Here is a 14,287-nt window from a genome sequence, read left to right on the forward strand (position 1 = left end):
AAAATAGCGTCAGAAACGGTGGCTTAAGCGCGCTGCGCTGCCGCCGGAAGTATGACGGGTAACAACAGAAATTTTGCGCGCTTTCTGTTATCCTTGCGCCGCAATTGCATTTTTAACCAGAGGCTTTACATCGTTTATGTCTGGCTGGCCACGAATTTACTACAAATTACTTAATTTACCATTAAGCGTCCTGGTAAAAAGCAAGTCTATTCCGGCGGTTCCCACGCTGGAATTGGGACTCGATACCTCGCGTCCTATTATGTACGTTTTGCCTTACAACTCGAAGGCCGACTTGCTGACGCTCCGCGCCCAATGCCTGGCGCACGATCTCCCGGATCCGCTGGAGCCGCTGGAGATCGACGGCACCCAACTGCCACGCTACATCTTTATCCACGGCGGACCTCGCGTATTCACCTGGTACACGCCGAAAGAAGAGTCCATTAAGCTGTTCCATGATTACCTCGACCTGCACCGCAGCAACCCGCTGCTGGATGTGCAGATGGTGCCGGTATCGGTGATGTTTGGCCGTCGTCCGGGGCGCGATAAAGGCGAAGAGAATCCGCCGTTGCGCATGCTCAACGGGGTGCAGAAGTTTTTCGCCGTCAACTGGCTGGGCCGCGACAGCTTTGTCCGTTTTTCACCTTCCGTCTCCCTGCGCCGCATGGCCGATGAGCACGGCACGGATAAAACCATCGCCCAGAAGCTGGCCCGCGTGGCGCGTATGCACTTTGCCCGCCAGCGTCTTGCCGCGGTAGGCCCGCGCCTGCCTGCTCGCCAGGATCTGTTCAATAAGCTGCTGGCGTCGAAAGCCATTGCCCGTGCCGTCGAAGACGAAGCGCGCAGCAAAAAGATCTCCCATGAGAAGGCGCAGCAAAACGCCATCGCCCTGATGGAAGAGATTGCCGCCAACTTCTCCTACGAGATGATCCGCCTCAGCGACCGTATCCTGAGCTTTACCTGGAACCGTCTCTATCAGGGGATTAACGTGCACAACGCCGAGCGTGTGCGCCAGCTGGCCCATGACGGCCATGAAATTGTCTACGTGCCCTGCCACCGCAGCCACATGGACTACCTGCTGCTCTCGTACGTGCTCTATCACCAGGGGCTGGTGCCACCGCACATTGCGGCGGGCATTAACCTTAACTTCTGGCCGGCAGGGCCGATCTTCCGCCGTCTGGGTGCGTTCTTTATTCGCCGTACCTTTAAAGGCAACAAGCTCTACTCCACCGTCTTCCGTGAATATCTGGGCGAGCTGTTCAGCCGCGGCTATTCCGTCGAGTACTTTGTGGAGGGTGGCCGTTCCCGTACCGGGCGTTTGCTCGATCCGAAGACCGGCACCCTGTCGATGACTATCCAGGCGATGCTGCGCGGCGGTACGCGTCCTATCACCCTGGTGCCGATCTACATCGGTTACGAGCACGTGATGGAAGTGGGCACCTACGCCAAAGAGCTGCGCGGCGCCACCAAAGAGAAAGAGAGCCTGCTGCAGATGCTGCGTGGTTTGAGCAAGCTGCGTAACCTCGGCCAGGGGTATGTTAACTTCGGCGAGCCGATGCCGCTGATGACCTACCTCAACCACCGTGTACCGGAGTGGCGTGAGTCCATCGATCCGATCGAAGCGGTGCGTCCGGCCTGGCTGACGCCGACGGTGAACGCCATTGCTGCCGATCTGATGGTGCGCATTAACAACGCCGGGGCGGCGAACGCTATGAACCTGTGCTGTACCGCCCTGCTTGCCTCACGCCAGCGCTCGCTCACCCGCGAGCAGTTGACCGAGCAGATCGACTGCTACCTGAACCTGATGCGCAACGTGCCCTACGCCGCCGATGCCACGGTGCCGACGGCCAGCGCCAGCGAGCTCATCGATCACGCATTGCAGATGAACAAGTTCGAGGTCGAGAAAGACACGATCGGCGATATCATCATTCTGCCGCGCGAGCAGGCGGTGCTGATGACCTACTACCGCAATAACATCGCGCATATGCTGATGCTGCCTTCGCTGATGGCCGCCATCGTGACCCAGCATCGCCAGATCAGCCGTCAGGCGCTGCTGGAGCATGTCACCGCTCTCTACCCGATGCTGAAAGCCGAGTTGTTCCTGCGCTGGAACAGCGACGAGCTGGCAGAGGTGCTGGATAAGCATACTGAAGAGCTGGTCCGCCAGGGGCTGATGACGCAGAAAGAGGACGTTCTGGTGATCAACCCGTCCCGCTCACGCACGCTACAGCTGCTGGCGGCGGGTGCGCGCGAGACTGTGCAGCGCTACGCCATCACCTTCTGGCTGCTGAGCGCCAACCCGTCGATCAACCGCGGTACGCTGGAGAAAGAGAGCCGTACTCTGGCCCAGCGTCTGTCGATGCTGCACGGTATCAACGCGCCGGAGTTCTTCGACAAAGCGGTCTTCAGTTCGCTGGTATTGACGCTACGTGATGAGGGTTATATCAGTGACAGCGGTGATGCCGAGCCGGAAGAGACGATGAAGGTTTACCAGATGCTGGCAGAGCTGATCACCTCTGACGTGCGCTTAACGATTGAGAGCGCGACGCAGGGAGAATAGTGCGTAAAAAAGCCGGGTGGCGCTAACGCTTACCCGGCCTACATATTCTGCCAAATCGTAGGCCGGGTAAGGCGAAGCCACCACCCGGCTTTTTTATGCCCAATAGCTAATCGCTAACCCGACAAACAACACCAGACCAACGTAGTTATTGTTCAGAAACGCTTTAAAACAGGCCTCGCGTTCGCGGTTGGCAATGAGCTTTTGCTGGTAGATAAAGAGCACACCCGCCGCCGCAACCGCCCCGTAAAATGCCCCGTTCAGCTGGTTCAGGTAACCAATTGCCATCATCAGTGCCAACACCGCGACCTGCAAAATCCCAATGATCAGCTTGTCCTGACGACCAAACAGAATGGCCGTCGATTTAATGCCAATCTTCAGATCATCGTCGCGGTCAACCATCGCGTACTGGGTATCGTAGGCCACCGCCCAGAGGATATTGGCCAGGAACATCAGCCAGCAGCTCAGCGGCACACTTTCGCTGACGGCGGCAAAGGCCATGGGGATCGACCAGCCAAAGGCGGCGCCCAGCACCACCTGGGGCAGATGGGTATAGCGCTTCATAAACGGGTAGACCCAGGCCAGGGCCAGCGCTGCCACGGAGAGCAGGATGGTCATGGTGTTGAGGGTCAGCACCAGCAGGAAGGAGAGCAGGACCAGCACCACAAACAGCGTCCGCGCCTCTTTCTCCGTGACATCACCGCTCGGCAGCGGACGATTCGCGGTGCGTTTCACGTGGCCGTCAAATTTGCGATCGGCATAATCGTTAACCACACAGCCCGCGGCTCGCATCAACCAGACACCCGCCACAAATACCGCCAGGATCCACAGCGGCGGCAGCCCGGGGGTTGCTACCCACAGCGCCCACAGGGTCGGCCACAGCAGCAGTAGCGCACCGATCGGCTTATCCGTTCGCATCAGGCGGTGGTACGCCAGCAGCTTGTTCTGCGTCAGACTCCACTCCATTTTCTCTTCCTCTTAGTACAACGGTGACGCCGGTAAAAACAGCTCGGTCAGCATTAAGGGTTTACCACTTAAGCGCAAGCGGGAACGGCGTCCCCATAATCCGGCATCGCGTCCAATTTCAATAAAATCGCGGGTCAGCTCGGAGGAGGTGAACAGATAGCGTCCCAGTGGGGTTTTGCCCATCTGCTGCAGCGCCATCTCCGGCCCGGTAAGAGTGGATTCTGGCACCACCGTGCGCCCGGCCAGCCACGGCTCGCCGTCGGCACAGAGCAGGATCTCCCGCAGCCAGTAGCGCGCCTCTTTCGGCAATAATGGCAGCTCATCCGCCACCGCGTCAGGCGTGACGAATCCCTCCTGAATGAGGGTAACGGTGACGTTCTTGCCCTGCTGCTCAAAACGTTTAGTCATGGAATCTTCCAGCAGCAGCCAGTCGAGCTGCTCCGGTTCCAGCGCAGGGATTTCGTCAAAATAACGCAGCGCACGCAGGAGCAAAAGCGCGGGGTGTGACATGCCAGTCTCTCCAATACATAACGTAAAGCTATTGTATCGCAGAAACGCCTAATGGGGGCGGGCAAACGTGAGTTAGCGAACATTATCGCAACAGAGATGCAACAGCGGTGTAAATCACAAAAAAAAGTGCGCCCACAGGGGCGCACCAAACTACTGACAAAATCAGCATTGTGGGGAGACGGTCACCCCTTGCCTTTTACACTGCTGATAAAGGTGGAACGGGCAGTGGTCGAGCCTAAACGCTCTGCTTCATCCAGCAGTTTCAGCGCTTTATCGACATCACCTTTTGCGACTGCCTGCTTAATGGCCTGATTAAAGTAGGCTTCGGTATCGGTCAGTACCGGCTCGCTCTTCTTCGCCGGGGCCGGGGCAACGGCTGGCGCGGCAGCCGGAGCCGCAGCAGGTGCAACCGCTGGCGCAGCATAGACCGGTGCCGCGGTATTGCCTACGGTGACCGGGCCAGGACCGGAGGAGCCAAACAGCGGACCGACCAGCACGCTGGAGGTGCTGTTAGTGGAGACTTTCAGCTTCAGCTGGCCATCCGTCACATGACGGGCAATCGGGTCCGGAATATCCGGTACGGCGTTGCCGGTGCCTTTGGCATAGGCTTTCGCCGGATCGATCAGTTTGGTGGTTTGCTGCAGATCTTTGTCGGTGGTAAAGACCAGGACGTACAGTTTCTGCTGACCCAGGGCTGGCGTCAGGCGCATGACCCCTTCCAGACGATCGGCGCTCATTACGCCCGGCTCCTGGTAGGTGAAGTATTCGCTTGGGAAGTAGGCAGACGGCGTCAGGTTCTGATCCAGAATCAGCACGTTCGGTGCAAATACGCTGGTCTGTTTCTCCACCACGCTTGTCAGCGTCAGGGTGATTTCGCCGATATTAGCCGGCACACTGTACGCCGCCACCGGGCCGGCGATCCCCGCCACGTTTAAGGTCTGGCCGCCGGTAGAAAGTTGGGTGGTCTGGGTTTTGGACTGATCGACAGGCGTCCAGACCAGCTGTTGCAGCGCGGCTGCCGGAACCGCAGGCGCAGCGCTGGTGTTTTGTGGGACGAAATTGACGTTCGCAAGCGTGATGGCAGGAGCTCCTGCCAGCAGACCTGCGGAGAGGCACAGCGCGACGAGACTTTTTTTCATTTTCATTATGTTTACCTCAGATTGCGTTAGCACTGCGGTGGCCAGGCAATAGCGCGCAGCACCCTATGAAGAGAGGGGCTTGCGCCCCTCTTTTAGGTCAATACATCAGGTGTTACGACTTACCACCAGATCTCCATCTGGGCACCGAAGGTCCACTCATCGTTGTCGCCACGGCTGAAGGTTTTCGCGGAGGTGTCGTTGTACGCTACGCCAGAGGTGTAGCCTGCATCGCCATTGTTCGCGTAACCCCATTTCTCATCCCACTTGGCGTAGGTTGCGAAGACGCGGATAGCCGGACGGGACCAGATGCTGTCGCCAGCCTGCCACTGTTGGGCCAGGGTGATTTTGTACTGGCTGTTGGTGTCGTCAGTTTTCTGAGATTTGACGTTGTCGTAGCCCACTTCCAGCAAGGTGGACATGATTGGCGTCCATTTGAACATCGGACGAACACCGACGGTCCACCACTCGGTACCGTTGTTATTGTCCAGGTCGATGTTCTGGTACATACCGACGTACATCAGATCCCACTGGTCAGCCAGGGTGACAGCACCGTGGTCAAGAACGCGGATCATGGAGCCGTCGTTGTTCAGGCTCGCACCCTGCGGAATACCTTTACCGTTAGAAGTCATGGAGTCTGTTGCGTACTGAACAACAAACTTGTTAAAGCCTTTCAGCATGCTCTGAGTATGTTCAGCGGTGAACATCCAGCCATCTTTAGAGGCGCCAGGCTGCAGGTAGTAGTCGTCAGGAATGTTGGTGTGACCGTAGTCAACGCCCAGCTCCAGCGTACCGCCTGGGTTGATTTCCATACCGGCTAAACGAACGTCAAAGACATCGTTTGGTACGATATTGTCGTAAATACGGTCGCCATTTGCATCGAAGTCGGCAAATGCAGAAGAGCCGCCGGACTCAGAAGAACGGGTCGCTGCCAGAGAGAGTTTACCGAAGCCCAGATCGATGTTTTCGATACCTGCACCAGGACCGGAGATATCCCAGTAGTAGAAGTCGATCATGTGAACGTCATGACGCTGATAGAAGCGCTTACCGGCCCAGATAGTGGAACCTGGCAGCCATTCAATCAGGTTTTTACCCTGCACGTTAGCTTCGCGAAAGGCCGGGCTGGTTGATTCCCAGTCGTTCTGCTGAGAAACAGAGTAGGCTACGTTGGTGTCGAAGTAGAAGCTCTTGTCGCCCTCTTTCCACACTTCCTGACCCAGTTTCAGTTCGGCATAGGTTTCACATTCGTTACCAAGACGGTATTTGCTCTGTGCACCTGTTGCCTGGAAACACTGTTGTTCGCCACCACTCCCGGTCCAGCCAATGCCAGAACGAGCATAACCTTTGAAGTCTACAGCGCCGGCCTGGGCAGACAGGATGCCTGCCGCAATGGCGAGTGCCAGAGGGACTTTGCGCAGAGTAATCATTATTCTATCTCCTGAGATCATTGCTTTTCTTTGAACACTTCACCTGATGGTTTCGTGCTTATTATTGGGATTGCTTAAACGCCGGGCTCTTGATGCAGCCGACGACATGCGGTGCCATCCTCACGGAACAGATGGCAGCGCTCTGGCGGCAAGCCGATAGCGAATGTGGCACCCTCTTTTACCAACACCACGTCGTTCTGGCGGTAGACCAGGTTCTGACGAATGGCTGGGATCTGGATATGAATCTGTGTTTCGTGACCTAACTGCTCAACCACCTGAACCTCGCCCTCCAGGGTCACATCAGCGATGTGGCTTGGCAGCAGATGTTCAGGACGGATCCCGAGGGACATGTTGGCCCCCACGTTGACGTTTACGCTGTCTACCGGCAGCCACACCTGCTGGCGGTTCGGCAGCTCAACCTGAACCTGATCGATGGCAGTGGCGGTGACTTTTACCGGCAAGAAGTTCATCTTTGGCGAGCCAATAAAGCCCGCAACAAAGCGGTCTGCCGGGTAGTGATAGAGCTCCAGCGGTTTACCCACCTGCGCCACGCGACCGGCATCCAGCACCACAATCTTGTCGGCGAGAGTCATCGCTTCGACCTGATCGTGGGTGACGTAAATCATGGTGCGACCAAGACGCTTGTGCAGACGGGAAATCTCAATACGCATCTGCACGCGCAGCGCGGCGTCGAGGTTCGACAGCGGCTCATCGAGCAGGAACACGCGCGGCTCTGCCACCAGCGTACGGCCAATCGCCACGCGCTGGCGCTGACCACCGGACAGGGCCTTCGGCTTACGGTCCAGCAGATGCGCCAGTTGCAACACTTCTGCAACCTGGGTCACGCGCTGGTTGATGGTCTCTTTTTTGGCGCCCGCCAGCTTGAGGCCGAACGACATGTTCTCGGCAACGGAGAGGTGGGGATAAAGCGCATAGGACTGGAAGACCATCCCGACGCCACGCTCCGCAGGCGGAATATCGTTCATGCGGGTATCGCCAATCATCAGATCGCCGCTGGTGATGGTTTCCAGACCGGCAATCATACGCAGCAGCGTGGATTTACCGCAGCCTGACGGGCCAACAAAAACCACGAATTCACCTTCCTGGATATCGAGATTGATATCTTTCGATACCACCGCGTCACCCCAGGCTTTCGTTACGTTACGCAGTTCTACGCTCGCCATGCCCTACTCCCTTCGTTACAGCCTGTCATCAACAGAAACATTCAATATGGGCTGACTATGCGGTATCGGGGCATTTCGCGAATCCTCCACCCCCAGCCTTTTTTATGGGGGAGGAGGCGGGAGGATGAGAGAGTGGACTCCGCCAGCGCCCCCCGGGGGCGGAGGCAAAATTCGTGATGTCACCGGCAAAATTCATCGCTCTTTTGTGTGCGCCAGGACACATAACTGAAATTTATGCAACGCAGATCACATAAAGAGGGGGTGGGGCGTAGGGGCCAGGAGGATGGAAAGAGGATGTCAAATAAGGAGACTGAGCGACGTTGAACCACCTCAATGTATCCACAGCACATCACCAAAAAGGATGGCAGATATGAATATCAAGACTGGCGCACGCGTTTTCGCATTGTCCGCCCTTGCAGCAATGATGATTTCCGCACCTGCGCTCGCCAAAATTGAAGAAGGTAAGCTGGTAATCTGGATTAACGGCGACAAAGGCTATAACGGCCTGGCTGAAGTGGGTAAAAAATTCGAGAAAGATACCGGCATTAAAGTCACCGTTGAACACCCGGACAAGCTGGAAGAGAAATTCCCACAGGTTGCTGCAACCGGCGACGGCCCTGACATTATCTTCTGGGCCCATGACCGTTTCGGCGGCTATGCTCAGTCTGGCCTGCTGGCCGAGATCTCCCCGGATAAAGCCTTCCAGGACAAGCTGTTCCCGTTCACCTGGGACGCCGTGCGCTACAACGGCAAGCTGATCGCTTACCCGGTTGCGGTTGAATCGCTCTCCCTGATCTACAACAAAGACCTCGTACCGAACCCGCCAAAAACCTGGGAAGAGATCCCGGCGCTGGATAAAGAGCTGAAGGCGAAAGGTAAGAGCGCGCTGATGTTCAACCTGCAAGAGCCGTACTTCACCTGGCCGCTGATTGCAGCCGACGGCGGTTATGCGTTCAAGTTTGAAAACGGCAAATACGACGTGAAAGACGTCGGCGTGGACAACGCGGGCGCGAAAGCGGGTCTGACCTTCCTGGTTGACCTGATCAAGAACAAACAGATGAACGCGGATACCGATTACTCCATCGCCGAAGCGGCCTTCAACAAGGGTGAAACCGCGATGACCATCAACGGTCCGTGGGCGTGGTCCAACATCGACAAGAGCAAAATCAACTACGGCGTCGCGGTGCTGCCAACCTTCAAAGGCAAGCCGTCTAAACCGTTCGTTGGCGTGCTGAGTGCCGGTATCAACGCCGCCAGCCCGAACAAAGAGCTGGCGAAAGAGTTCCTCGAAAACTACCTGCTGACCGATCAGGGTCTGGACGAAGTGAACAAGGACAAACCGCTGGGCGCCGTCGCGCTGAAATCCTTCCAGGAGCAGCTGGCGAAAGATCCACGTATCGCCGCCACCATGAGCAACGCCGAGAAGGGCGAAATCATGCCTAACATCCCGCAGATGGCTGCCTTCTGGTACGCCACCCGTACCGCGGTGATCAACGCCGCCAGCGGTCGTCAGACTGTGGATGCTGCGCTGAAAGATGCTCAGGGTCGTATCACTAAGTAAGTAAAAGCGGCGGGTGGCGCTTCGCTTACCCGCCCTACAACTACGGTTTGAGCCGTAGGTCAGGTAAGCGGAGCGCCACCTGACAATAAGTTTTCACAGTTGTAGAGGAAGATCCCCATGGATGTCGTTAAAAAGAAACACTGGTGGCAAAGCGACACGCTGAAATGGTCAGTGATTGGTCTGCTGGGTTTGCTGGTGGGTTACCTTATTGTTTTGATGTACGCCCAGGGGGAGTACCTGTTTGCCGCCATGACGCTGATTTTAAGCTCGGTCGGCCTCTATATTTTTGCTAACCGCAAAGCCTACGCCTGGCGCTATGTCTATCCAGGCGTTGCCGGGATGGGGCTGTTTGTCCTGTTCCCGCTTATTTGCACCATCGCCATCGCTTTCACCAACTACAGCAGCACCAACCAGCTCGCCCAGGAGCGCGCCCAGCAGGTACTGATGGATCGTTCCTATCAGGCCGGTAAGACCTTTAACTTTGGTCTCTATCCCGCAGGTGACGAATGGAAGCTGGCGCTGACCGACGATGCCGCAGGCAAATATTACGTCTCCGACGCCTTTAAATTTGGCGGCGAGCAGAAACTGGCCCTGAAAGAAGCTGATGCCCTGCCGGATGGGGAACGCGCCAACCTGCGCGTCATCACCCAGAACCGTCAGGCGCTGACCCAGATTACCGCTGAACTGCCGGACGAAAGCAAAGTCATTATGAGCTCGCTGCGCCAGTTCTCCGGCACCCGCCCGCTGTACACGCTGGGCGATGATAGCACACTCACCAACAACCAGACCGGCGTGAAGTACCGCCCGAATAACGACATCGGCTTCTACCAGTCCGTGAATGCTGACGGCACCTGGGGCGACGATAAGCTCAGCCCGGGCTATACCGTCACCATCGGCTGGGATAACTTTACCCGCGTCTTTACCGACGAAGGCATTCAGAAACCGTTCTTCGCCATCTTTGTCTGGACCGTGGTCTTCTCGATACTGACCGTGATCCTGACCGTGGCCGTTGGCATGGTGCTGGCCTGCCTGGTGCAGTGGGAAGCCCTGAAAGGCAAAGCGATTTACCGCGTCCTGCTGATCCTGCCCTACGCCGTACCGTCGTTCATTTCGATTCTGATTTTCAAAGGGCTGTTCAACCAGAGCTTTGGTGAAATCAACATGATGCTGAGCAGCCTGTTTGGTATCAAACCGGCGTGGTTCAGCGACCCGACTACCGCCCGCAGCATGATCATCATCGTCAACACCTGGCTCGGCTATCCGTACATGATGATCCTGTGCATGGGGCTGCTGAAGGCGATCCCGGATGACCTGTATGAAGCGTCGGCCATGGACGGAGCCACCCCGTTCCAGAACTTCTTTAAGATTACGCTCCCGCTGCTGATCAAGCCGCTGACGCCGCTGATGATTGCCAGCTTCGCCTTTAACTTTAACAACTTCGTGCTGATTCAGCTGTTGACCAACGGTGGCCCGGACCGTCTCGGCACCACTACGCCAGCCGGTTATACCGACCTGCTCGTGAGCTACACCTACCGTATCGCCTTCGAAGGCGGCGGTGGTCAGGACTTCGGTCTGGCGGCGGCGATTGCCACCCTGATCTTCCTGCTGGTGGGCGCGCTGGCAATCGTGAACCTGAAAGCAACCCGCATGAAGTTTGACTAAGGAGGGTACTGAAAATGGCTATGGTCCAACCCAAATCGCAGAAATTACGTTTACTGATCACCCACCTGGGTCTGCTGATTTTTATCGCGGCAATCATGTTCCCGCTGCTGATGGTTATCGCCATCTCCCTGCGTTCGGGTAACTTCGCCACCGGTAGCCTGATCCCGGAGCAAATCTCCTGGGAGCACTGGAAGTTAGCGCTGGGCTTCAGCGTGGAACATGCTGATGGCCGCGTCACCCCGCCGCCGTTCCCGGTGCTGCTGTGGCTGTGGAACTCGGTGAAAGTCGCCACCATCACCGCCATCGGTATCGTGACGCTCTCCACCACCTGCGCCTACGCCTTTGCCCGTATGCGCTTCAAAGGGAAAGCGACGCTGCTGAAAGGGATGCTGATTTTCCAGATGTTCCCGGCAGTCCTGTCCCTGGTGGCGCTGTACGCCTTGTTTGACCGCCTCGGCCAGTATGTGCCGTTTATCGGTCTGAACACCCACGGTGGGGTGATTTTCGCCTACCTCGGCGGGATTGCGCTGCACGTCTGGACCATCAAAGGCTATTTCGAAACCATCGACAACTCGCTGGAAGAGGCCGCGTCGCTGGATGGCGCCACCCCGTGGCAGGCGTTCCGCCTGGTGCTGCTGCCGCTCTCCGTGCCGATTCTGGCGGTGGTCTTTATTCTGTCGTTTATCGCCGCCATTACCGAAGTGCCGGTCGCCTCACTGCTGCTGCGTGATGTGAACAGCTACACCCTGGCGGTAGGGATGCAGCAATACCTCAACCCGCAAAACTATCTGTGGGGCGACTTTGCCGCAGCCGCTGTCCTCTCCGCTATCCCGATCACCGTCGTCTTCCTGCTGGCCCAGCGCTGGCTGGTGAACGGCCTGACCGCGGGAGGCGTGAAAGGTTAAGTTTCATTGTTATTCCACTGCAACCCTCAACTTTGCCTTGATGTCTTGATCCAAACTTGTGACTGTTTTCGGCGGCCCTCGGGCCGCCCTTTTTTTATTCCCGCTTCAGTCGCTTCGAGTTGCACAGCCAGAGGGTGACCACCAGCAGCAGGATAGCCGCCGAGTAGAGCAGCACGTCGAGGGGCGATTTATGATCGACGATGATCAGTCGCACAATCGCGGTGATACCAATGTAGACAAAGTAGCGCAGCGGGAAGTGAAAGCCAGACTGAAAGTACTTGACGATCAGGGCGATAAATTCGAAGTAGAGAAAGTAAACCACCAGCCCTTCAACCAGCTCGTATTTGCTGGTTTGCTCAGGGGCGAAAAGCACATCAGCCAGATGCACCGTCTCTTTACCGAGGAAGACGACCAGGATCAGGCCAAGGCTCAGCAGACCCAGGTTCAGCACGGTCTGCAGAATGGTTGAGATAAACTCAACACGCGGGCGAGTCAGGGATGTCATACAGCACCTCATTCTCCGGGACGAGATTCCTGTATAACGCAAAAATGTGACGGGGATCTATATTTTTTGTTTATATTTTGTGCAGATCTGCCGGGCGGCACTCCGTTTGCCCGGCCTACGGGGGTTTTGTAGGCCCGGTAAGCGTAGCGCCACCGGGCAGACAGACCGCAGCAGAATTATGCGCGCCAGGCTTTATAACGGTTAATCAGACCGTTGGTAGAGCTGTCGTGGCTGCTAATATCCTGATTGTCACCCAGCTCAGGCAGGATGCGGTTAGCCAGCTGTTTGCCCAGCTCAACGCCCCACTGGTCAAAGGTGAAGATGTTCAGGATCGCGCCCTGGGTGAAGATTTTGTGCTCATACAGGGCAATCAGCGCGCCCAGGCTGAACGGGGTGATCTCACGCAGCAGGATGGAGTTAGTTGGACGGTTGCCTTCGAACACTTTGAACGGCACCACGTGATCCAGGGTCGCCGGATCTTTACCCTGATCGCGATACTCCTGCTCAACCACGTCACGCGCTTTACCGAACGCCAGCGCTTCGGTCTGCGCGAAGAAGTTCGACAGCAGCTTCGGATGGTGGTCAGACAGCGGGTTATGAGTGATAGCCGGGGCGATGAAATCGCACGGTACCATTTTGGTGCCCTGGTGGATCAGCTGGTAGAACGCGTGCTGGCCGTTGGTGCCTGGCTCACCCCAGATGATTGGGCCGGTCTGGTAATCCACGGCGTTGCCGTTACGGTCAACGTATTTACCGTTGGATTCCATGTTGCCCTGCTGGAAGTAGGCTGCGAAACGGTGCATGTACTGGTCGTACGGCAGGATCGCTTCGGTTTCTGCACCAAAGAAGTTGTTGTACCAGATACCGATCAGCGCCAGCAGTACCGGCAGGTTTTTCTCCGCCGGAGTGGTAGAGAAATGTTTGTCCATCGCATGCGCGCCGGAGAGCAGCTCAACAAAGTTGTCGTAGCCCACGGAGAGGATGATGGACAGACCGATAGCGGACCACAGGGAGTAACGACCGCCAACCCAGTCCCAGAACTCGAACATGTTGGCAGTGTCGATGCCGAACTCGCCGACCGCTTTAGCGTTGGTGGAGAGCGCCGCGAAGTGTTTCGCCACGTGCTGCTCGTCACCGGCACTCTGCAGGAACCAGTCGCGCGCGCTGTGGGCGTTGGTCATGGTTTCCTGGGTGGTGAAGGTTTTGGACGCCACCAGGAACAGGGTGCTTTCCGGGTTCACTTTTTTCAGCACTTCGGCGATGTGAGTACCATCGACGTTAGAGACAAAGTGCATGTTGAGGTGGTTTTTGTACGGGCGCAGCGCTTCGGTCACCATGAATGGGCCAAGGTCGGAGCCGCCGATACCAATATTCACCACATCGGTGATCGGTTTGCCGGTGTAGCCTTTCCACTGACCTGAGATGATTGCTTCCGAGAAGGTTTTCATCTTTTCCAGCACGGCGTTCACTTCAGGCATCACATCTTTGCCGTCAACGATGATTGGAGTATTGCTACGGTTACGCAGTGCAACATGCAGTACGGCGCGATCTTCAGTACGGTTGATCTTCTCGCCAGAGAACATGGACTTGATGGCACCGCTCAGATCGGTCTCTTTCGCCAGATCCTGCAGTTTTGCCAGCGTCTCTTCAGTGATGCGGTTTTTGGAAAAATCGACCAGCATCTGATCGTCAAACGTCGCGGAGAACTTATTGAAACGATCGCCGTCTTTCGCGAACAGCTCCGCGATAGTAACGTCTTTCATCTCATCAAAGTGTTTCTGTAATGCCTGCCAGGCTGCAGTCTGCGTTGGGTTGATATTTTTCATAGCAATACTCTTCTGAATTGAGAATTGTGACCTCGGTCGATTGTAGCCTCT

General features: G+C 56.6%; 11 protein-coding genes. 4 read left to right on the forward strand and 7 right to left on the reverse strand.

The genetic code is table 11. From position 1 onward, the window contains the following. Positions 1-136: 136 nt before the first annotated feature. Positions 137-2,557 carry a glycerol-3-phosphate 1-O-acyltransferase PlsB gene (plsB, locus tag B3X29_RS11530; RefSeq protein WP_103177842.1) on the forward strand — a complete coding sequence of 807 codons (2,421 nt, stop codon included), beginning with the start codon at positions 137-139 and terminating at the stop codon, positions 2,555-2,557. Between the two features lie 93 nt (positions 2,558-2,650). Here the strand turns inward: plsB and ubiA are convergent, their stop codons facing one another. The 5 genes from ubiA to malK all read right to left on the reverse strand — a co-directional run bounded on the left by ubiA (position 2,651) and on the right by malK (position 7,777). Continuing rightward, on the reverse strand, positions 2,651-3,520 hold the full coding sequence (gene ubiA, locus B3X29_RS11535) for a 4-hydroxybenzoate octaprenyltransferase (RefSeq protein ID WP_159340271.1): 870 nt from the start codon (positions 3,518-3,520) through the stop codon (positions 2,651-2,653). A 12-nt stretch (positions 3,521-3,532) separates the two neighbouring features. Next, positions 3,533-4,030, reverse strand: a complete 498-nt coding sequence (gene ubiC / locus B3X29_RS11540) for a chorismate lyase (protein ID WP_156653720.1) — start codon at positions 4,028-4,030, stop codon at positions 3,533-3,535. 182 nt (positions 4,031-4,212) lie between these two features. Further along, the gene (gene malM / locus B3X29_RS11545; RefSeq protein ID WP_159340272.1) at positions 4,213-5,175 is read right to left on the reverse strand and encodes a maltose operon protein MalM; all 963 of its coding nucleotides are present in this window, start codon (positions 5,173-5,175) and stop codon (positions 4,213-4,215) included. A gap of 113 nt (positions 5,176-5,288) precedes the next feature. Continuing rightward, positions 5,289-6,596, reverse strand: coding sequence for a maltoporin (locus tag B3X29_RS11550; protein ID WP_103181013.1), 1,308 nt, complete (start codon positions 6,594-6,596; stop codon positions 5,289-5,291). Between the two features lie 71 nt (positions 6,597-6,667). Next, complete coding sequence (malK, locus tag B3X29_RS11555; protein WP_159340273.1) at positions 6,668-7,777, reverse strand: maltose/maltodextrin ABC transporter ATP-binding protein MalK; 1,110 nt, start codon at positions 7,775-7,777, stop codon at positions 6,668-6,670. 370 nt (positions 7,778-8,147) lie between these two features. Here malK and malE point away from each other — a divergent pair, with 370 nt between their 5' ends. From malE to malG, 3 genes are all read left to right on the forward strand, one after another. Then, on the forward strand, positions 8,148-9,338 hold the full coding sequence (malE, locus tag B3X29_RS11560) for a maltose/maltodextrin ABC transporter substrate-binding protein MalE (RefSeq protein ID WP_139156313.1): 1,191 nt from the start codon (positions 8,148-8,150) through the stop codon (positions 9,336-9,338). Positions 9,339-9,455: 117 nt separating this feature from the next. Next, positions 9,456-11,000, forward strand: coding sequence for a maltose ABC transporter permease MalF (gene malF / locus B3X29_RS11565; protein ID WP_159340274.1), 1,545 nt, complete (start codon positions 9,456-9,458; stop codon positions 10,998-11,000). Positions 11,001-11,014: 14 nt separating this feature from the next. Continuing rightward, on the forward strand, positions 11,015-11,905 hold the full coding sequence (gene malG, locus B3X29_RS11570) for a maltose ABC transporter permease MalG (RefSeq protein WP_032615951.1): 891 nt from the start codon (positions 11,015-11,017) through the stop codon (positions 11,903-11,905). A 94-nt stretch (positions 11,906-11,999) separates the two neighbouring features. On the opposite strand, the gene psiE is transcribed toward malG, so the two are convergent. After that, positions 12,000-12,410 carry a phosphate-starvation-inducible protein PsiE gene (gene psiE, locus B3X29_RS11575; RefSeq protein WP_103825384.1) on the reverse strand — a complete coding sequence of 137 codons (411 nt, stop codon included), beginning with the start codon at positions 12,408-12,410 and terminating at the stop codon, positions 12,000-12,002. Positions 12,411-12,586: 176 nt separating this feature from the next. Next, positions 12,587-14,236 (reverse strand): glucose-6-phosphate isomerase, encoded by a 1,650-nt coding sequence (pgi, locus tag B3X29_RS11580; protein WP_156653718.1) that lies wholly within the window; start codon positions 14,234-14,236, stop codon positions 12,587-12,589. Between the last annotated feature and the right edge of the window lie 51 nt (positions 14,237-14,287).

The organism is Leclercia sp. UBA5076 (genome assembly GCF_002416465.1).
In the GTDB taxonomy this organism is placed as follows: Bacteria; Pseudomonadota; Gammaproteobacteria; order Enterobacterales; family Enterobacteriaceae; genus Enterobacter.